We start from the raw sequence: 20,589 nt of genomic DNA on the forward strand, positions 1-20,589 counted from the left end.
ATGCGTATAGCAATTATCGGTTTGGGCGCCACAGGCTTGCTGGCGCTTACCAAGACTTTTTCCATGGCCAAGCGTCACCCTCACATGTCGATATCCGTACATGCCTTCGATGCCCAGGCACCTGGCCAAGGCGTCCACCGCAGCGATCAGGCGAGTTACTTACGCCTCAATACCGTGGCAGGACAGCTTTCGATGTTCGAAGATGGCGATTTTTCCCTGTTCCCCCGGCAAGCGTTTCGCCCCACACTTTATGAATGGATGACACATCAGCATCCCCACGCTATCAGTTGCGAGCAGGATCGCTTCGCCTTCTTACCGCGTAAATACCTAGGTCTCTATCTGCAGTGGTACTTCACGCAATTACTTGAGCGCGTACCTCTCAATGTGCGATTCGAGACCTCGTGTCGCTTGATCCGCTCCGTCGAGGAGGAGCCGGATGGACGTTTTCGACTGATCGCTTCGCCGCCAATGAACGGAGCCTTCGACACGCTGTTGTTGTGTACCGGGCATGGGGTGCTGCATGGCAACGAACCCTCTACCCCGGACATCAAGCCCTATCCATTGCCCGCCGCCCTTGATCACATTGCCAGTGGTTCGGCAGTGGCCATCCAGGGCGTAGGATTGACCGCCATGGATGTGGTGGCCGCGTTAACCACGGGCCGAGGTGGGATCTTTGAGCAAACCGACAGCGGATTGAGGTATTCGCGCTCCGGCCGAGAACCGGTGATCAGCCTGTACAGTAACTCGGGAATGCCCTACCGAGCGCGACCGGAAATCAACGATGCGGTCATCCGTCACCAGCCTCTGGTCATGACGCAGGAGAGGATCGATCGGATCAGGCGCGAGACAGCGACTCAAAAAATCGACTTTGAAAAAGACCTGCTGCCGCTGCTTCATCAAGAAATGACGGCTGCGTACTACTGTGCCTGCGCCGCCCAATACGAAAAAAGCGCGTATGCCTATCAGGAGCAATACCGCGATGTCCGGACAACGCTCCAACACGCTCAGGCCAGCGGGAATCTATCCGCCGCATTGGACCGCCTGGCCAACGACTACGGCCCTTTTAAGGTGCAGGAGGTTCTTACGTGTAGCCCGCCCCTCCATCTGACCACAAAGAACTACCCGCATTGGTTTGTCACGCAACTTCAAGAAGATTTGCGGGACAGTACCCTGGGCTGCCAACACAGCCCACTGAAGAAATCGTTAGAGATCTGGCGTGATCTGCGCGATCAGTTGTGTTACGCCATTGACCATCAGGGATTAACCGAGGAGGCCCACCGCACCTTCTATACAAACTACTGCCCGCTCATCAATCGACTGGTTGCCGGGCCACAAAAAGAACGCCATGAAGAACTGATTGCATTGATTCAAAGCGGAACTGTTCATATTCTGCCAGGCTATAGCGCCACTAACAGTTACAACTCCACCACCCGCAAACATACGGTCACACTGAAAAAACCCGAACAGCAATGCTTGCTATTCGACCACCTGATTAACGCTAATATCAACACACGAGATTCCCAGCGTCACCTGTATGCTTTGCTCAATGACGTCACCGAATCTACGGCTGAACGTTCTCATCTGGCGTACAGCGATTTCACCTCACTTCATCAACCTGAGTTTGTCCAGCGCCTTTTGCGAGAACGGATTTACGTATTTGGTCCGGTTCTGGAAGGGGCCAGTTACTACAATCACTACGTGCCGTCCAGTCACCGCTCGCGTCTTTCATCAGCCCTTGAAAAGTGCCTGAGCAATGCAGTCAACCATTACACTCACTGCTTTAGCGAAACGTTCTGAAAACAAGTGCTTAGCTTATATTTCCATCTGCTGGAGAATGAGGTTCTTGCGCCCTTGCATAGGTATAAGTTTGAGATTAGCGTAGGTGCATCAGGCCTGCCAACGCTGACTTCATCACCCATAGCGCACGTTTAACGATAACACCGCAATCACCTGAACCCTGATGCACCACAACAGAGCAAGAACTACTCATAAGGAAATATTTGATGCTGTGTCCAGCCCATACTTCCTGAATGCACCGAGGTTAATGTCGGGCAATACTTTCTTACCACAACCTATCGCCGTCCACAGCGGTGAGGAAACAAGTATTGTCCTGAAACAAGGGTATTCGTGATTAGCAGTACGAATTGCGCCGCGGCTAAACGACAACAAGGACTGAACGATGAGCCGATCCATGCCATTATCATCGCTCCATGTATTTGTGGAAGTTTGCAAATACAACAGTATGAAAAAGACGGCCGATATACTGTGCGTTACACCAGGCGCTATCAGTCAGCAGATAAAAAACCTGGAAGACCGGATGGCCGTAAAGCTGTTTGAACGCTCTCATCGAGAAATCAGCCTGACCAGCGCCGGGAAAAACCTGATGGAGCAGCTGGCGGTCTCCTTCAACAACATCGAAGCCGTGTGGGAAGACTTCGAGTCGTTCAGAACTAAATGCGCCCGCCTCTCGGTCAATACCACTGTGTCATTTGCCAGTTCCTGGCTGATCCCACGGCTCACGCGTTTTCAACAGCAATGGCCTGATATTGAAATCAACCTATCGACTTCCCATTACTCGGCGGATCTGCGCCGCGATGGTATTGATGTCGCTATACGCCATGGGCTGGGAGCGTCAGCCGGTCATTACAGCGAAAAGCTATGGACACCCAAAATCGTGCCGATCGCCAATCCCGCCTTGCTGAAAAACGGCCACCGAATCGAGGCACCTAGCGATTGTCTGCACTATCCACTGCTTCAGGATGCGAGCCGGTCGAACTGGAAACTCTGGCTCAAGGCTCACGGCATAGAAGACAGCCGCTCACGTCGTGGTTGCAGCTTTACCGATGATCACCTACTGCTCGGCGCGGCCATCGCTGGCCAAGGCTTGGCGTTGGTCAGTGACCTGTATGCTCGCCCCGCTATCGAGGCCGGATGGGTCATACCCGTGCTTGAAGCTTCGTCGCATACCGAAATGGCCTATTACTTGGTCAGTGCACATGAACAAGCGGACGATTGGAAAATAAACATCTTCCGAAACTGGATAAAAACGGAAGTCAGCCTGTTCTTCAAGACAAGCGACCCATCTACTATCATCCGTCAGCTTGATTACGCCTGTGAGTAGCGCGAGCGACACAACAACAAACGTTTGCTCATGCTCGCAAGACCGATCCGTAGACCGTGCGGCTTCACCGCCTGAACACCGTTGACACCCGCCACATGGGCCCCGCCCGCCCAGGGCCCGGTGGGAGCAAGCTTTAGGCAATTACGGCCGCTGAGCGCAGACGTCGTCTGGATCGGGCCAGCGCTAGCCCCCTGAACGGATGCGCTCGACCAGACGTGCCTGCAGCAATTTGAGCTCCTCGGGATCGGCCTTGCCCCGCCCATGTATGCCCGCCTCTTCGCCCTCCCAGCGAGGGACTATGTGGACATGAATGTGGTAGACCGTTTGCCCCGCCGGGGCACCATTGAACTGCGCGATCTGCACGCCATCGGGCTTCAGTTCGTCGACGATGACCCGCGTGAGCCGTTGCACGGTAGCCATCATCGCGCCCAGTACGGCGGGCTCGACCTCGAGAATATTTCGCGCCTGGGATGCTTTGGGAATCACCAGGACGTGGCCGCGTGACTGGGGGAAAACATCCAGAAACGCCAAGACATCGGCATCTTCGTAAATCTTGTAGGACGGCGCTTCGCCGCGAAGAATCAGCGCGAAGATGTTCTGTGGATCGTAATCGCCGTGCAGGCTCATGATCATTCCCTTAAGCGGTTGTTGGAACAGTTGACTGCCAGCAAGCCGGCATCGATCGATCGGAAGGTTTAGCACAATCACCTGGCGGTTTTCCATAGAACGGGCAAAAGCCCCGGTACTTTGCAGTGCCGGGGCCTGATGTTGCGTGGCGTCACGCGCGGTTGTTCAACGTGTCATAGGCTTCAAGCGAACGCAGCGAGTAAATGTACGCGGCGCCTGCATTCAGCGAGATCGCGGTTGCCAGGGCGGCGGCCACTTCCTCGCGGCTCGCCCCAGCCTTGATCGCCGCGTCGGTGTGCGCGGCGATACAGCCATCGCAGCGGGTGGTGACCGCGATCGCGATTGAAATCAGCTCGCGGGTCTTGGCATCGAGTACGTCGTTTTCGCTGGCGGCCTCCCCAAGGGCCATGTAGGCCTTGACCATTTTCGGGTTGCTCTTGCCCAGCGCGCCAAAGGCTTTTTGAATGGTGGGCAACAATTCAGACCAGTTGTTGAACATGGCATTAACTCCTGAGTGGGTTGGGTGTACTGTTTCGACGCCCTCAGTTTTTCACTCTGGCGCGGGTCGATTTTGTTCAATCCGCTCAGTTTTTTTGGCGATGCTCTCAAATGAATGCAATCGATAAACTCATGAGCCTGGCCAACGTGCGCGGTAGCCTGGATCTGCGTTGTCAGTTTCAGGGTGACTGGGCGTTGGATCACGAGCAACAAGCCCTGGGCAACGCGCCCTATCACATCGTGTTGGCGGGAGAGTGCCGGGTGGAGTTTCCCGATGGGCAGCGTTTGCCCATGCGCGCCGGCGACATCCTGCTGTTGCCTCGTGGCGCCCGGCATGTCTTGCATAGCCCAGGAAAAATGGTTGCGCCCTCCTCGCCAGAACTTGTCCTGGGTGGCGCGTTGCCGATCCATCGGATTGGCGGCGCCAGCGCGGACCTGGACATGTTGTGCGGTAGCTTTCACTTCAATCGAGCGTCACTGCTGCTTGCAGCCTTACCCGAATACCTGGTGATTCCCAGCGGCGCCTTGCCCGCCAACGGGCCGCTACCGACCCTGGTCGAGGTCATGCGAGCAGAGGCGGATGAGGACAAGGTCGGCGCTCGTTTTCTGCTCGATGCGCTTTCCCAGGCATTGTTCACGCTGATTCTGCGTGCGCATCTGGCAAGTCATGGCCAGCACAGCGGCTCGCTGGCCCTGCTGGGCGATAAACGTCTGGGGCGAGCCTGGCAGGCGATGCTGGCAGATCCGGCCTACGAGTGGACAATTGAAGGCCTGGCGGACCTCGCGAACATGTCCCGCGCGAATTTCATGCGAGCCTTCGTTCGCGTGGCCGGGGTATCGCCTTGGGTGTTGTTGACGCAAATACGCATGGAGTTGGCGTTCAGTCTGCTGAGCCATTCACATTTGGGCTTGAGCGATATTGCCGTGCAGGTCGGTTACCAATCCCAGGCAGCGTTCAGCAAGAAATTCAAGGCAATTTATGGGCAGGCACCAGGAAGAGTGCGACGCAGGATCTAGCCTGTGGCAAGGGCGCTGGGGTGCGCAGCAGCCCTAAGATCTGCCATCGCGGTGCGTCAGGTTGATTGTGTTCAGCTCTTTTGGGGCTGCTACGCAGCCCAGCGGGAGCAAGCTCCCTCACCACGGGTTCTGTTGGGCTGGGCGATTGGGGCGAGATGAGCACCTGCTCAAACGTCCAGAACCAGGGTCTCACTGCCCTGCGCCGGCACTGCGCAACAGATCAGTACCTCATCCTCGGCAACCGGCTCGGCCGGACTGTTCAGATAATGCACCTGCCCCTGGCTCAACCGGGTCTTACAGGTGCCGCACGAACCACCGCGGCAACTGAACTCCGGACTAAGGCCCCGGGCCTCGGCGAGTTCCAGCAAGGTCCCGCTGCCTGGCTCCCAACGGGCCTCCTTGCCGGAGCTGGCGAACAATACCTTTACCGTCTCGCTCGATGCAGGCACTTGCGGGATCGCCGGCACACTGATTTCGGCGTCACGCACCAGCGTGGACGGGCCGAAAGTCTCGGCGTGAATGCGATCATCGGGAATGCGCAATTTACGCAGCCCGTCATACAGCGACTGGGTGAAGCTGCCCGGTCCGCAGAGGTAGTAGTCGTAGTCATCGAGCGCCAGCAGCTGCTTGAGTAGCTCGACATCAATCCTGCCCGTCGCGTCGTAACCTTGCCCGGCTCCGTCGCTCGGCGGTTGGCTGACCACGCGCAGGACTTTGACCTTGCCCCCAGCGCGGTTCGCCAGCTCATCGATTTCCTCGCGAAAGGCCAGGTCGGCAACCGTGCGCGCGCTTTGCACCATCCAGACCGGCCGCATCCGGCTCATGCGCAGGCCCTGATAAACCACCTCGCGCAACATCGACAACAGCGGCGTCACACCCACGCCCGCCGCCAGCAGCACCAAGGGCCGCCGCTCAGTGGCCTGAACGGTGAAGTGCCCTTGGGGCGCTCGCGCCTCAAGCTGCTGCGCCACCTCGAACCGGTCATGCAGGTGCGAGGAGACCAAACCATCGCGCTTGACGCTGATGCGCAGGAAGTCATCCGACGGCGCACTGGACACGCTGTAGGTGCGAATCAATGGCGCTTTCTGCCCCTCCAGCGAAATCCGCACGGGCAAGTGCTGGCCGGCGTCAAACCGGGGCACGCCCGCGCCGTCGGCCGCTTGCAGGTAGAAGGAGCGAATGTTGTGGCTCTCATCCACCACACGAACCACGCGCAATGGGCGCCAGTGGGTCCGCAGGGCTTCGGCCTGCAAGCGCTCGGCGGCTTGTTCCCAGCTCCCGGTCATCAATGAGTTGGGCGAGTCGCCCGCGCTCTGGTCCTTCCAGCGCAGCGGGACCGCTGCCGGGCGGTAAACAACGCGCTGCGGCTTGAAGCGCAGCAACCGCTCGGCCCCCTGGAACGCCGCTATTTCGGGATCGTCCAGCAACACTTGGGCTGAACCGGTCATTTGCAGAAGGTCGCCGGTCTTGAAATCGATAAAGGTAAGGCCTGCGCGGGGATTGAGCAGGATGTTGCCCAGGGTGTTGAAGAACAGGTTTCCGGAAAAGTCCGGAATGGTCAGTGTGCCGTCCTCGTCCATGCGCACAAAACCTGGCTTGCCGCCACGGTGGGACGCATCGACCTGCCGCTCGCCGTCGCGCTCCACATAGGTGGCGATGTAAAACGAATCAGCCGCTGTGATCAGACGACGGGCCAGTGGGTCCGTCGCCACCAAGTGCCGAGCGTCGCCGGCCTGTTCCCGGACAAAGGAATATTGGCGCAGGTTGATATAGCGAGGGCAATTGCCATAGGCCTGACGTACGGATATTTCCAGCCCGTGACCGAGCAGACGGCAGATGTTGCCGTTCATGCGGTTGCGCCGGCGGGTGTGCAACTCGATACCCAGCATACCGATGGCATCCCCCTCGCCCATGCCCTCCTGGGCCGGATCGCTGGGTTGCGGCTCGATATTGATCTGCAGGGTTTGCGGATCCGGTGAGCTCATGAAACCGGGTTTGCCGGTGCGCAGGGTCGCCCACACGTCACCTTGCCGATCCACGGCGCCCAATACCACGAAAGGCAACTGCGCGTAGAAGTCCCGGTGCTGGTCCGGCATCCAGTCGCGTGCCAACTGCCGCTGGCCGACGCTGGTCATCATGTCGACCGCACCGACCGAGCGCTGCAAGGTCAGTTCGCCTTCATGCCAGGGTGAGGGTTGTGCTTTCGAGGCTTCGTCCATCAGCTACTCCTCGCGCCCGCAGCCTTGCAGACTGCGTTCAGACGCTACGGTCAGGGGGACTGCGCTACGCCTCTTGCCGAGGGTGCATTGCAGGTGGGGTTATCTTCTTCCCAAAGGGATTGGGGAGGAATACGCACGAACTGCAATCCACCGTTTCATAAACTGGAATGAACGCGCCCGAAGACGCCTGCGGAGGGAATCACCAGGACCGGACAGTAAGCCCGTTCATCGCTGAAGGTCAGCGCCCCAGGGCAAGGGCGATCTTCAGTTGCAAGTCGTTTTCGGAAAATGGCTTGTGCAACACGGGGCGATGGGCAAACTCGCTAGGCAGCCCGCTGGCACCGTATCCGGTGCTGAATAAAAACGGAATCTGCCGAGCCTGGAGAATCTCGGCAACCGGAAAAACCCGCTCACCGGCCAGGTTGACATCCAGAATGGCCAAATCAATCGCCACCTGGTTCGCCACTTCACACGCCGTAGCGAGCCGGGCCACGGATGCCACCACCACGCATTCGAGTTCTTCGAGCATTTGCTCGACCAACATGGCGATGGCGCCTTCGTCCTCGACCACCAGCACTCTGACTCCGGGGAACGCACTCATGGGCTGGACGCGCCGAGCGGAAACGAGAAACGGCAGACAACCCCGTGCGGGTCGAAGGTAAGGTCAAATGTCCCGCCCAAATCGCGCTCGATGCAGCGTTTCATCAAACGAGAACCCAGCCCTTCCCGCTTGGGCTGGGAGACCGCAGGCCCGCCCCGCTCGCACCAGTCCAAGGTCAGCAACATACCCTTGGCTGCTGGTTGCACAGACCATTTCACTGAAAGCGTGCCGGTCTCGACTGACATCGCTCCGTATTTAAGTGCATTGATCGCCAGCTCATTGAGGGTCATTGTGAGGTTGAGCGCCACTCGGGTGCTGACGTCCACAGGGTCGCCCTCGACCACGATGCGACCGGGTTCCTGGCCAAATATCGGCATCAGCACTTCTTGAGCAAGGGAACCCAGGGGCGTATGCCCCCAATGCCGCCGGGTCAACAGATCATGGGCCCGGGACAACGCCAGCAACCTGGCTTCGAAACGCCTGTAACCATCTTTCGCATCTTCGGCATTGCGCGCCGTTTGTGCCGCCAGCGATTGCACAGTGGCCAGGGTGTTCTTGACCCGATGGTTGAGCTCGTCGATCAGGGTTTTCTGCCGGTTCTCCGCCTGCTTTCGCTCGGTGATGTCCACCAGCATGTTGATGGCGCCCACCAGGTTGCCATCGGCGTCATGCAGCGGTGTGGGGTAAGGCGCAAACGGCACACGAGTGCCATCAGGCCGCTCGGCAATGGCCTCGACACCGCGTATCGGGCGGTTTTCCTTCAAGGCCACCGCCATCGGGCATTGGTCGTGGGGAAGCGCGCTCCCGTCAGTATTGAATATTTTCCAGGTCACGCACCACAGGTCACCCAGTTGAGGCGTTCGCCCGGACAACTCGACAGCGGCCCGATTGAAGAAGGTGATGCGCCCTTGCGCGTCGGTGGTATAAACCGCGGCGGGTAAAGCCTCGAGCAGATTGCGCATGTGCCGTTCACTTTCACGAATCTGGCTTTCCATTCGCTGGGCGAGCGTGACGTCGATGGTGAAACAGCGTGTGTGAAAGAGCTTACCGTCCTCGAAACGCCCATTGGAGGTAATCGCTACATGCCTGATCGTGCCGTCTTTGGCCCTCAACCGCGCGGGATAGCTGTCCAGACTTTCGCCGCTGCCCAGTTTGTTGAGGATGTCACCAATAACGGACTCATCGACATGAAACTCCGTAATGTGGCGGCCAATATATTCTTCAGCCGTGTAGCCCAGCATGTTCAGCTCGGCCTTGTTGGCACGCTGGATAATGCCCGCGTTGCTGACAATGTGAAGCCCCACCGCGCTGTTTTCAAAAAAATCCTCGAGGTCGGCGCTCTTGCGTCGAAGCTCTTCGGCCATGGCATGGTGCGCCGAGACATCCTGGAAGCAATTGATCGCCCCTTGAATGGCCCCGCTTCGATCTCTAAGGGGCCGGATGTTCACAAGGGCGACGATCCGCGCTCCATCTGGACGCTCAATGATCACTTCCTGATTGCGTGTGGGTACGCCGCTGTTGAGAGCCGACGCCATTGGGCAGTCCTCAAAAGCCAGCGGCGTACCGTCGGGCAAGAAAAGCCGGTGCGAGCCACAGAAGCGGTCACCGTTCTCGCCTAGTACCGGCACCCTACCCCACAGCTCGGCGGCCTCACTGTTATACCTGACGAGCCAACCTTCGCGATCGCAGAGATAGACCGCCCCCGGAATGGCGTCGAGCGCGCTCGCTCCCATCGTGGCCAGACTTTCGTACTCGCTCGATGTGCGGGTTTCCACGGGTAGCTCTTGAATGTTCAACATCAGTAAATATCCTCAATCCACCTGGCTGAAGCGCCCCTTGCTGTCCATCGCCCCCCTTTGTAATACCCGGAGTCGGTGATGCCAGCTCGGATAAATGACTTCAAGTGCGGGTACGGATATTTGTCGTAAAGCTGCGGTATTGGAGTCTAGATCCCCATTCTCTTTGCGAGTTCAGGAAAACTCAGCGGCACGTAACCGGTGGCCGGGAAGGGGCTGAATCAAATCAACCGACGTGCGGTGCAGCCCCATGACTTATTGGCCCAATCGGCTCAAATCAGTCACTTACTCGTGCCCCCAGTCTTTTTGCATTCACTGCGGGAGTCGCCTGACCCGATAAAAGTGGCAATGGCCCCGGAAAAACAGGCACAGCGCAGTTATTCCCCTATGCTTGTTGCAAAAGGAAGCCGTCCAATGTCTTCACAAGTGTTACACGTGCATGGCCTCAAGACTGCCTGTTCCAATTGCAGCGTGCTTGAACTGTGCCTGCCCATTGGGCTGACAGGCGGTGAAGTCGAGCGTCTCGACACCTTGATCGCCCAGCGACTGAAGATCAAAAAGGGCGCGGCGCTGTACCGCACCGGCGATCCGCTGCGCTCGCTGTATGCCGTACGGCTGGGCTTTTTCAAGACCAGCATCTTGTCCACGGATGGCCGCGAACAAATCACAGGGTTTCAGATGCAGGGCGAAATGCTCGGTCTGGACGCCATCAGCACCGATCATTACGCTTGCACAGCGATAGCCCTGGAAGACAGCGAAGTCTGCCCGCTCCCCTTCGCGCTCCTGGAAAAACTCGCCCGCGACCTCCCCTCCCTGCAGCACAACCTCAACAAACTCCTGAGCCGGGAAATCGTACGTGACCACAGCATGTTGCTGTTGATGGGCAACATGAATGCCGATGAGCGTCTGGCGGCGTTCCTGCTGAACCTGTCGCAACGACTCAATATGCGCGGCTACTCCTCCAGGGAATTCGTCTTGCGCATGAGCCGGGAGGCCATCGGCTCCTATCTGGGCCTGCGACTGGAAACCATCTGCCGGGGTATCGCCCACCTGCGAGAGGAGGATCTGGTGGACATGCATGGACGCAACGTCACGATCCTGGACCTGCCCGGCCTCAAGCAAAAAGTAGCCGGTTGCCATCGTCACTCAGAGCAGTAAAAAACCAGTCGATGCGTTCACATCACCGGTTATCTGCTTGCCGCCTGACCGACCACCCTGTTCGCTCGGTAGGTCGTCTTTCTGATCCTCATCAACTTACAGCCAGTTGCCCGACCGCACAGGGGCTCATTACGCCCTTGTTGATTTAGCTCAATGCGTCGGCCTCACCCAGGGGTAAAAAAAGCAGACCGGGCCCTGACAGCTCGCCCGCTTTGCATCATCTGGAGGACGCCTCGATGAGCGACTTGACCCTGCGCAAAACCATTCTGGAAGAATTGGAATTCCAACCCGACCTCAACGCAGCCCATATTGGCGTGGCCGTGGACAACGGCGTTGTCACCCTCTCCGGCCACGTCAGCAGCTATGCAGAAAAAATCAGCGCTGAACGCGCTGTCAAAAACATCGAAGGCGTGCGCGCCGTAGCTGAGGAAATCCAGGTCCGACTGAATAAAAACGCCGGCACCGCAGACGACACCATTGCCAATCGCGCCTTGAAGATCATCAACTGGAGTTCCGACGTTCCCGAGGGCGACATAAAAGTCGTCGTCCAGAACGGCTGGGTCAGTCTGGAAGGTGAAGTAGATTGGCAATACCAGAAAGAAGCCGTGGAGCGAGCCGTGTTCAAGTTGTCCGGCGTCATGGGCGTCAACAATCGGCTGACGCTGCGCCCTCGAGTGGACGCCGACAATATCCAGCACCGTATCGAAGAGGCCCTTAAGCGCAATGCCGAAGTGGACGCCAAGGCCATTCACGTCAAAGTTGATGGGGATGTGGTGAGGCTCGACGGCAAGGTCCATTTATGGCGCCAGCGTAAAATCGCGGAACGGGCGGCCTGGTCGGTTCCGGGGGTCAGAGAGGTGAACGATCATCTGTTGCTGGTCTGAGTCGCTGGCCCGGGGAGCCAACGCTCACTCCGGCGATGAGTGCGCTGCCTGTCATCTGATGCCGTTATTGAGCTGAGGCCATGAAAAAATCCGTGAGGATGCCACCAATGAACACACCCTCGTCACACACGCTTGATGGACTTTCTGGTTCTCCCCACCCGATTGGAGCGGTAACAGCACTGGCTATGCCAAAAAGCCAGAAACTCGAGCAGGAAGACGAAACCTTTCCATTTGGCGTGTGAGCCCGTTCGCAGTCCGGCCGCCCTACCCCTGAGGGCCGGCGGTCGACTCCCGCTGCCAGGCTCGCTGCAGCAAATCGATGACGATTTCATCCGATGTCTGGGGGAAGTCCTTGTACCAATAGCCTATGGAAACCAGCCAGTCAGGAATCAACGGACAAATCACCTCATCCACTTCGCTGCGTAGCGCCTCCAGCGTTTCAAGCGGCGCAACCGGCACAGCGACCACGATGCGCGAGGGCCCTTGCGTGCGGACCGCGTGGATCGCTGCCATCATCGAGGCCCCTGTGGCCAGACCGTCATCAATCAGGATGACCACCTGGTCCTTGAGCTGTACAGGCTCACGCGTGCCTCGATACGCCTGTTCACGACGCAGCAGCTCCCGGGTCTCCCGGGCGACCACGGCGTCGAAATCGGCCTGACCAATCGGATGGGCACGAAGAGCGTCGTCATTGAGGATCTGTATGCCACCACTGGCAATGGCGCCCATCGCGAACTCGGGGTTGGATGGCACACCCAGTTTGCGAACCAGCATCAGGTCGAGGCGCACGTGCAGAGCGGTGACCACTTCATAAGCCACCGGAACTCCGCCGCGCGGCAAGGCCAGGACGATGACATCGGGTCGATGGGCGTATTTGAACAAAGCGTCCACCAGCCCTTGCCCCGCGGCGCTCCGGTCTTTCCATACTGTTTGCATTGAGGGACTCTGACTCATTGGAAAACCTCCACAGGCTGTTGCGCCCCGTCGTTCAGCGTCAATCCAGCGTCCTCTGATAGAGCTGCCGGTGCGTTGATTTATGTCAATTTCCCTGCAAGGCAGCTCAGCCCTTCTCCTATGAAATTCACACACTCACACCCTGCATAACCTCTGATCTAAATCAATGCTCCCTACCCTCTTCACGCAGAGATTAATAACCAGCGTTAGAACCTTCGCCTGGGCGAAGGTTGTCGCCCCCTCGTCTCGTGGAGACTTCATCATGGCAACGCACCTGCAAGGCACCGAGCCGGTCATCCCGGCCGCAAAACCTCATCCTTTGGCCGGCAGTTTGCGAAAGGTCGAACCCAAACGTCTGTCATTGAGCCTGCTGGTTGCGCTAGTGGTCGGTTCGATGATCGGCAGCGGCATTTTCAGCCTGCCCCAGAACATGGCCTCCAGCGCGGGAGCCGGGGCTATCCTGATCGGCTGGCTGATTACCGGCGTAGGCATGCTGTCACTGGCCCTGGTCTATCAGACTCTCTCCAACCGCCAACCGGAACTCGATAATGGCGTATTCGCCTACGCCCGCGCGCTGGGGGGTGAGTTTCTGGGCTTCAATTCGGCGTGGGGCTACTGGATCAGCGCATGGATTGGCAACGTCAGCTACCTGGTGATTCTGTTCGCGGCGCTCAGTTATTTTTCCCGCTGTTCGGCGAAGGCAATAACAAAGCCGCGATCGCCGGTGCGTCGGTGGTGCTGTGGTCCTTGCACTGGATGATCCTGCGCGGGATGCGCACCGCCGCCAAAGCCAACGCCCTGACCACCGTGGCCAAGGTTGTGCCGCTGTTGCTGTTCATCGGTCTGGTGATCGCCGGGTTCTCCAAAGACACCTTCATGGTCGACTTTTGGGGCACACCGGCATTGGGCAGCACCCTGGATCAGGTCAAGAGCACCATGCTGATGACGGTCTGGGTCTTTATCGGCATTGAAGGTGCCAACGTGTTTTCCGCCCGTGCCGCCGACCGGGCGGATGTGGGCAGGGCGCCCTCGCTACATGCTGCTCAGCGCCCTGCTCTATGCCCCCGGTTCGCTGATTTACCTCAGCGCCCAATGGGCTAGGACCGGACATGCGCTCAATGGTTTCGGCTGGGGGTTGCTGCTGGTGATCTGGGTGGCGGCGATCTTTGCCGGCTGGATGCTCTGGTCCGGACAACTCTCGTTGTAAGGCCTGCAAGCGTGCATTGACCCGTCCGGAACCAGCGCCTGGCAATGATGCCAGGGCCCGCCCGGACATCACCCAAGAGGAAAACCAAATGTCCAATTCAGTGAAAAAAATGCCGGTCGATACCCAAGACAAAGCTCAACATCCGGTCAAGCATGACCTTTGGCATCCACTGGAAAAACTCCGTCAGCAGGTGGATCACCTGTTCGATGATTTCAACCGGGGCACAGGCCTTTCTCCCTTCAGTCGCGGGCTGTTCGACGTCGAGCCCTTCTGGCGCCGGGAGTTCTCCGCAAGCCTGCCCGCCGTGGACATCAGCGAAAAGGAGAAGAGCTTTGAAATCACCGCCGAATTGCCCGGAATGGATCAGAAGGACATCGAAATCCGGCTAGCCAATGGCAATCTGGTTATCAAAGGGGAGAAAAAGGAAACCCAGGAAGAAAAGAAGAAAGGCTATTACTTGTCCGAACGCCATTACGGCTCCTTCGAGCGGGTGTTCAACCTGCCAAAAGGGGTCGACAGCGACAAGATCGAAGCCCAGTTCAGCAAAGGCGTGCTGACCCTGACACTGCCTAAAAAACCGGAAGCGTTGAAAGCGGAAAAGGTCGTGCCGATCAAGGCTGACTGAATGCAGTACACCTTGCCCCTCGCCGGCCAACGACGAGGGGCTTTTTCTTGCCTGTGCATTTGTGCGTGAATGAATTTGCTCAAATGTGCTGGTGCAGCTAACGACCTCTTCGCGAGCAGGCTCGCTCCCACAGTTTTCGAGTCGCTTGCATAACTTTCGTGGGAGCAAAGCTTGCTCGCGATAGCGGTCGTTCAGAGTTCCACGCTGTCGCGGTATTCCGGCACCGACACCGACCAGCCCAATTCATCGCGAATGCGGTGACGCAAGACGTCGGAAGCATTGGGTTCGCCGTGGACGACATAGGTATGCCGGGGCGGTGTCTTGAAGCCACGCAACCATTGCATGATTTCATCGGCATCGGCATGGGCGGACAATGTTTGCATCGGCACCACTTCAGCGTTGATCGGCACGTCCTTGCCATGGATGCGCACCGACGGCTCGCCCGCCACGATTCTTGCGCCGCGCGTACCGCCGGCCTGGAAACCTGGCATCAGCAAGGTATTGATGGGGTTGGGCGCCAGGCTCTTGAGGTGAAACAACACCCGCCCTCCGGTGGCCATGCCACTGGCGGCGATAATCACTGCCGGGGTGCGTCGCACGTCCAGGTCCATGGAGTCCTTGGCCGAACGCACCGGATGCGCGATATGGCACATGCCTTCACATTCTTCCTTGGACAACCGGTGCTCATCGCCAAAGCGCTGATACAAACGGGTGACGTCGATGGCCATGGGGCTGTTGAGGTATATCGGGATATCCGGGATCGCCATACGCTGTTTCAGGCGATACAGGTGGTACATCAACAGTTGTGCCCGACCGACCGTGAATGAGGGCACCAACGTGATACCGCCACGCAATGCGGTGCGGGTGATGACGTCGGCCAGTTGATCTTCCGGCGAATCGTGTGGATGCCGCCGGTCGCCGTAGGTGGACTCCACCAACAGGTAATCCGCACGTTCGATGGTTTGCGGGGCGAACATCAACGGATCCTCGGGGCGTCCCAGGTCACCGGAACACACCAGCGTTACGCCACCGGCCTGAACCTGCACCGTGGCGGCACCCAGAATGTGCCCGGCGCGACGCAGCAACATATTCAGTCCCCGGCCGATGTCCACCGGATGATCGAACGCCACTGGACGTAGCAGCTTCAGCGCCCGCTCGACATGCTCACGGGTGTACAGCGGCAAGGCCGGATCGTGTTTGGAAAACCCTTTGCGGTTGGCGTATTCGGCCTCCTCTTCCTGCAAGCGGGCGCTGTCGAGCAGGAGAATTTTTGCCAACTCGCAGGTGGCCTGCGTGGCATAGACCGGACCGCGATACCCATTGCGCACCAGCACCGGCAGGTACCCGCTGTGATCCAGATGCGCGTGAGTCAGCACGATCGCGTCCAGGTCACGCATCGGCAGTTCGAACGGGTCCCAGTTGTGCAAGCGCAATTGTTTGTAGCCCTGGAACAGCCCGCAGTCGATCAGAATGCGCTGATCGTCGTGCTCCAGCAGGTACTTGCTGCCGGTGACCGTGCCGGCCGCCCCTAGAAACGTCATGCGCATGAGCGTGCTCCTGAACCATCGATGGGAGTTGCATGGGTCGCACTATTCACACCAACGGCCATTGATTTTCATCAAGGACGCCGCGGTGAACGCCGGTGTCCTCACACCGCCAGCACGCTGCACGACACCTGATACAAAATATGCTCTGTGGTGCTGCCTAACAGCCCGTGCGGGCCACTCTTTTGGGAGCGCCCCATGACGACGACATCCACCTCATGCTCCAGGGCAAACTCACTCAAGGCTGAAACCGGATGGCCCAGCACAAAGTGCCTGCGCTCGGCCGGAACGCCGAACAGGTTGGCCAGCTCCAGGAACGCTTTTTCCAGGCTCCTGCGCAGCTCATTACTGAGCTGCTTAAGCGTCAGCCCACCGCCACCGACATCGCCCAGGTACACCGACGAAACCTCATACGCGTGAACCAGATGCAGCTCGGCGTCGCACTGCAAGGCCAAGCCGATTGCCTCGCGAATGATCCGGTCGTTGAGCCCACTGTTTTGCGCAAAGTCGCTGGAGGGGTCCACCGCCGCAACCACCTTGCGCGGTAAGGCGTGGCCGGTGGCGCCCACCAGATACATGGGAACCGGACACTGGCGCAACAGACGCCAGTCCAGCGGGGTAAGAAAGGCCCGTTTGAGCAGGGGCTCGTGTTGCACCTGCTTGATCAGCAGATCAGGCTGGATTTGCGTAACGTGCTGCAGAATCTGCTCGTCCATGCCGTCGACCCAGTCCACCTGAGTGGTGACCCTCAGGCCTCGACGCCGCATCTTGTCGGCCTCCTCCTCCAGCCAGTGACGGTGGTCCTGCAGATAGTTCTGGCGCGCTTCCTCACGGGGCTCCTGCTCCAACAGCGAGAGTATGTCCAGTGACGGCACCAACGCCGAAACATGCAAGTGCGCCCCGCTGGCCGCCGCCAAGGCCGCTGCGTGATGCAGGGCAGGAGAATGTCGTTGTGCCGGGTTGAGAATCAACAGCAAGCGCTGGTACTGGCTCATGATGGATCTCCAAAAAGTAGAACGGCGCGACGTCGACTTCATGACCCGCGCAGGACAATCAACCCGGCGCTGGCGTCCAGTGCCAGTTCAAGACCTCGGGCATGTCCTGCCCATGTTCGATCAGGTAGAGCTGGTGCTTCTCCATGGTGGCCCAGTAGCGGTCGCGGGCGCCTTCCACCAGCGGTTGCAAGCGTGGGACCCGCTGGATGACATCCAGGGCCAGTTGGTAGCGATCCAGGTGATTGATGACCGCCATGTCGAACGGTGTGGTTGTGGCCCCCTCCTCCATGAAACCGCGCACGTGGAAGTTGTCGTGATTATGGCGTTTGTAAACCAGGCGATGGATCAATGAAGGATAGCCGTGGAAAGCGAAAATCACCGGTTTGTCCACGGTGAACAGCTCATCGAACATGGCCTCCGGCAACCCGTGGGAATGCTGTTGCGGCGGTTGCAAGACCATCAGGTCGACCACATTGACCACTCGCACTCGCAGGTCGGGGACGTATTCGCGCAGCAGGGTCACGGCGGCCAGGGTTTCCAGGGTCGGCACGTCACCGGCACAGGCCATTACCACATCAGGGTCTTCATCGTCCTTGCAGGCGAAGGCCCAGCGGCCAGCGCCGGTCATGCAATGGCGGATGGCCGAGTCGATGTCCAGCCACTGCCACTCCGGCTGTTTGCCTGCCACGATCACATTGATGTAATTGCGACTCTTGAGGCAGTGATCGGCCACGGATAACAGGCAGTTGGCATCCGGCGGCAGGTAGATACGCACCACGTCCGCGCTTTTGTTCGCCACCAGATCAATGAACCCTGGGTCTTGATGGGAAAAGCCGTTGTGGTCCTGACGCCAGACATGGGACGTGAGCAGGTAGTTCAGCGAGGCGATCGGTGCGCGCCAGGGAATCTGGGCGGCGGTCTTGAGCCACTTGGCGTGCTGGTTGAACATTGAATCGACGATATGGATGAACGCTTCGTAGCAGGAGAACAACCCATGACGACCGGTCAGCAAATACCCTTCAAGCCAGCCTTCACACACCTGCTCGCTGAGGATTTCCATCACCCGGCCGTCGCAGTCCAGATTCGTATCGCCGGTTTCCTGCGCCGCCATCCAGGTCTTGCCACTGACCTCATACACTGCATCAAGGCGATTGGACGCCGTTTCGTCGGGGCCGAACAGGCGAAAGTTGCCAGCCTTGAGGTTTTGTTTCATCACGTCGCGTACAAAACCACCCAATACCCGAGTGGACTCTGCCTGCACGCTGCCGGGCGCGGAAAACTGCACGGCGTAATCGGTAAACCACGGCAGTTCAAGTGGCTGCAGGAGCAAACCGCCATTGGCGTGGGGATTGGCGCCCAAACGCCGATGCCCCGTCGGCGCCAGCGCGGCGATATCCGGCAGCAACGCACCGCCGGCGTCGAACAGCTCCTGCGGCCGGTAACTCTCGAGCCATTGTTGCAGTTGCGTCAGATGCATGGGCTGTTCGAAGTGGCTCAGCGGCACCTGATGAGAGCGCCAGGTGCCTTCGACCTGCTGACCGTCGACGAATCGCGGACCGGTCCAGCCCTTGGGCGTGCGCAGCACCAGCATAGGCCACAGTGGCCGCTCCAGTTCACGTCCCGAGGCGTCCGCACGGGCCGTACGCTGGATTTCGCGGATCTTGAGCAGCATCGCGTCCAGGGCTGTGGCCAGTTGCTGGTGAACGATCTGCGGGTCGTCGCCTTCGACAAAATAAGGGTCGTAGCCATAGCCGTACATCAGCGCTGACAGCTCGTCTTCACTGATGCGTGACAGCAGCGTGGGGTTGGCGATCTTGAAACCGTTAAGGTGCAGGATGGGCAACACAGCCCCGTCACGGCTGGGGTTGAGAAACTTGTTGGAATGCCAGCTCGCCGCCAGCGTACCGGTTTCGGCTTCACCGTCACCGATGACGCAGGTCACGATCAGGTCAGGGTTGTCGAACGCCGCACCGTAGGCGTGGGCCAGGCAATAACCCAGCTCTCCACCTTCATGGATGGAACCCGGAATCTGCGCCGAGACATGACTGGACAAGCCATAGGGCCAGGAAAACTGCCGGAACAAGCGCAGCATCCCGTTTTCGTTCTGTTCCACCGAGGGATAACACTGGGTGAAGCTGCCCTCCAGATAGCTCTGGGCAACGATAGCCGGTCCGCCATGCCCAGGGCCGGTGATCAGGATCATATCCAGATCGTGGGTCTTGATCAGGTGATTGAGATGCACGTAAACCAGGTTCAACCCCGGTGTCGTGCCCCAATGGCCCAACAGGCGTGGCTTGACGTGGCCCAGTTGCAGCGGCTTGCGCAGCAAGGGGTTGTCCTTGAGGTAAATCTGGCCCACGGCCAGGTAGTTGGAAGCGCGCCAGTAGGCGTCAATGCCTTCCAGTTGGTCGGGGCTGAGAAAATCGCTCATCACGTCCTCCACAAAAAACAGGGTGCCAGGCACTGCCGGTCAGTGATGGATGCAGTCAACCTCCACACACGGGTACTTCCTCATCGCACGCCGGCGCGGGTTGTAGACATCCGGTTCAGACCGCTTCCTCTCTGGCGTGAACAACAGCCTGCGCCTGTCATCTGCAAGCGGGTTGATCTTTATCAATTGCAAGGTAATCGATCGGCGGATTCACGAGCACTGATCCAGATCAGAATCCATCACCTCGGCGGGCGTAAAACAGTATCGACTGCGTGGTGTCCGCCACGCCTGGGGCTCATATCCGATGGAGGAACACATCATGCTCAACATCAAAGACCACAATGAACGCGCCGCTGCCATGTATGCCAGCATCAGCGGCAAACACTGGATCCAGGCGCTCAGAGATGGCCGGCACGTGCTGATCAGGCCATTGAAGGAAGAAGATCGCCAGCGCGAATATGACTTCATCAAGCGTCTGTCGCCGGAGTCCCGGCACATGCGTTTTCTGGCGCAAATCAATGAACCCGGCGCGGCGATGCTCGACCAATTGATGGACATCGACTGCAAGACGCGCATGGCCTATATCGCCCTGGCCCACGACAACGGTCAGTTGATCGAAATCGGCGTCAGCCGTTATTGCGCCACCCGTGAAGACGAATGTGAATGCGCGGTGACCGTCGCCGATCAATGGCAGCATTTGGGGCTGGGGACGTTGCTGATGGAGCACCTGATAGAGACCGCCCGCAAGAACGGCTACCGCCAGCTGTATTCCATCGACGCCGCCGATAACGCCCCGATGCGAGAGCTGGCCCACAGTCTAGGATTTGAAACCCGCACCGATCCCGACGACGCCCGGCAGGTCATCCACCGGCTCTATTTGTAGCCGTGGCTGATTGCGCGGGACCCGTTCCA

General features: G+C 58.8%; 17 protein-coding genes and 1 pseudogene. 9 read left to right on the forward strand and 9 right to left on the reverse strand.

Annotated features, from left to right (window positions below; translation table 11 throughout):
- Both BM132_RS08265 and BM132_RS08270 read left to right on the forward strand, forming a co-directional pair.
- Complete coding sequence (locus BM132_RS08265; RefSeq protein WP_092454519.1) at positions 1-1,797, forward strand: FAD/NAD(P)-binding protein; 1,797 nt, start codon at positions 1-3, stop codon at positions 1,795-1,797.
- Between the two features lie 394 nt (positions 1,798-2,191).
- Positions 2,192-3,121 carry a LysR substrate-binding domain-containing protein gene (locus BM132_RS08270; protein ID WP_218157834.1) on the forward strand — a complete coding sequence of 310 codons (930 nt, stop codon included), beginning with the start codon at positions 2,192-2,194 and terminating at the stop codon, positions 3,119-3,121.
- A gap of 183 nt (positions 3,122-3,304) precedes the next feature.
- On the opposite strand, the gene BM132_RS08275 is transcribed toward BM132_RS08270, so the two are convergent.
- Both BM132_RS08275 and BM132_RS08280 read right to left on the reverse strand, forming a co-directional pair.
- Complete coding sequence (locus BM132_RS08275) at positions 3,305-3,748, reverse strand: HIT family protein (protein ID WP_092396743.1); 444 nt, start codon at positions 3,746-3,748, stop codon at positions 3,305-3,307.
- Between the two features lie 151 nt (positions 3,749-3,899).
- The gene (locus tag BM132_RS08280) at positions 3,900-4,247 is read right to left on the reverse strand and encodes a carboxymuconolactone decarboxylase family protein (RefSeq protein ID WP_092396741.1); all 348 of its coding nucleotides are present in this window, start codon (positions 4,245-4,247) and stop codon (positions 3,900-3,902) included.
- Between the two features lie 110 nt (positions 4,248-4,357).
- On the opposite strand from BM132_RS08280, the gene BM132_RS08285 reads away from it, so the two are divergent.
- The gene (locus tag BM132_RS08285) at positions 4,358-5,263 is read left to right on the forward strand and encodes an AraC family transcriptional regulator (protein ID WP_092454521.1); all 906 of its coding nucleotides are present in this window, start codon (positions 4,358-4,360) and stop codon (positions 5,261-5,263) included.
- A 167-nt stretch (positions 5,264-5,430) separates the two neighbouring features.
- Here the strand turns inward: BM132_RS08285 and BM132_RS08290 are convergent, their stop codons facing one another.
- From BM132_RS08290 to BM132_RS08300, 3 genes are all read right to left on the reverse strand, one after another.
- Entirely contained in the window at positions 5,431-7,482 is a 2,052-nt protein-coding gene (locus BM132_RS08290) for a 2Fe-2S iron-sulfur cluster-binding protein (RefSeq protein ID WP_092396737.1), read from the reverse strand.
- A 238-nt stretch (positions 7,483-7,720) separates the two neighbouring features.
- The gene (locus tag BM132_RS08295) at positions 7,721-8,083 is read right to left on the reverse strand and encodes a response regulator (RefSeq protein ID WP_092396735.1); all 363 of its coding nucleotides are present in this window, start codon (positions 8,081-8,083) and stop codon (positions 7,721-7,723) included.
- Positions 8,080-9,882 carry a sensor histidine kinase gene (locus BM132_RS08300; RefSeq protein ID WP_092454523.1) on the reverse strand — a complete coding sequence of 601 codons (1,803 nt, stop codon included), beginning with the start codon at positions 9,880-9,882 and terminating at the stop codon, positions 8,080-8,082. Before BM132_RS08300 ends, BM132_RS08295 begins: the two co-directional genes overlap by 4 nt.
- 411 nt (positions 9,883-10,293) lie before the next feature.
- Here BM132_RS08300 and fnr point away from each other — a divergent pair, with 411 nt between their 5' ends.
- The 3 genes from fnr to BM132_RS28455 all read left to right on the forward strand — a co-directional run bounded on the left by fnr (position 10,294) and on the right by BM132_RS28455 (position 12,163).
- Complete coding sequence (fnr, locus tag BM132_RS08305) at positions 10,294-11,037, forward strand: fumarate/nitrate reduction transcriptional regulator Fnr (protein ID WP_092454525.1); 744 nt, start codon at positions 10,294-10,296, stop codon at positions 11,035-11,037.
- A gap of 236 nt (positions 11,038-11,273) precedes the next feature.
- The gene (locus BM132_RS08310) at positions 11,274-11,921 is read left to right on the forward strand and encodes a BON domain-containing protein (protein WP_092454527.1); all 648 of its coding nucleotides are present in this window, start codon (positions 11,274-11,276) and stop codon (positions 11,919-11,921) included.
- Positions 11,922-12,001: 80 nt separating this feature from the next.
- Entirely contained in the window at positions 12,002-12,163 is a 162-nt protein-coding gene (locus tag BM132_RS28455; protein ID WP_177218152.1) for a hypothetical protein, read from the forward strand.
- Positions 12,164-12,185: 22 nt separating this feature from the next.
- Here BM132_RS28455 and BM132_RS08315 read toward each other — a convergent pair whose 3' ends face one another.
- Positions 12,186-12,875, reverse strand: a complete 690-nt coding sequence (locus BM132_RS08315) for a phosphoribosyltransferase (RefSeq protein WP_092454529.1) — start codon at positions 12,873-12,875, stop codon at positions 12,186-12,188.
- Between the two features lie 394 nt (positions 12,876-13,269).
- Between BM132_RS08315 and BM132_RS08320 the strand changes: the two are divergent.
- Together BM132_RS08320 and BM132_RS08325 are read left to right on the forward strand one after the other, a co-directional pair.
- Positions 13,270-13,901 (forward strand): annotated as a pseudogene (locus BM132_RS08320) (amino acid permease); the annotation flags it as partial.
- 269 nt (positions 13,902-14,170) lie between these two features.
- A complete protein-coding gene (locus BM132_RS08325; protein ID WP_092454531.1) occupies positions 14,171-14,707 on the forward strand; it encodes an Hsp20/alpha crystallin family protein in 537 nt (178 codons plus the stop codon).
- 191 nt (positions 14,708-14,898) lie between these two features.
- Here BM132_RS08325 and BM132_RS08330 read toward each other — a convergent pair whose 3' ends face one another.
- From BM132_RS08330 to BM132_RS08340, 3 genes are all read right to left on the reverse strand, one after another.
- Positions 14,899-16,254, reverse strand: a complete 1,356-nt coding sequence (locus BM132_RS08330) for an MBL fold metallo-hydrolase RNA specificity domain-containing protein (protein WP_092454533.1) — start codon at positions 16,252-16,254, stop codon at positions 14,899-14,901.
- A gap of 101 nt (positions 16,255-16,355) precedes the next feature.
- Positions 16,356-17,246, reverse strand: coding sequence for a universal stress protein (locus BM132_RS08335; protein ID WP_092454536.1), 891 nt, complete (start codon positions 17,244-17,246; stop codon positions 16,356-16,358).
- A 58-nt stretch (positions 17,247-17,304) separates the two neighbouring features.
- Complete coding sequence (locus BM132_RS08340; protein ID WP_092454538.1) at positions 17,305-19,677, reverse strand: phosphoketolase family protein; 2,373 nt, start codon at positions 19,675-19,677, stop codon at positions 17,305-17,307.
- 319 nt (positions 19,678-19,996) lie between these two features.
- Here BM132_RS08340 and BM132_RS08345 point away from each other — a divergent pair, with 319 nt between their 5' ends.
- Positions 19,997-20,560 (forward strand): GNAT family N-acetyltransferase, encoded by a 564-nt coding sequence (locus BM132_RS08345; RefSeq protein WP_092454540.1) that lies wholly within the window; start codon positions 19,997-19,999, stop codon positions 20,558-20,560.
- Positions 20,561-20,589 lie beyond the last annotated feature (29 nt).

This window comes from Pseudomonas sp. NFACC45, from assembly GCF_900113505.1.
Classification (GTDB): Bacteria; Pseudomonadota; Gammaproteobacteria; order Pseudomonadales; family Pseudomonadaceae; genus Aquipseudomonas; species Aquipseudomonas tehranensis.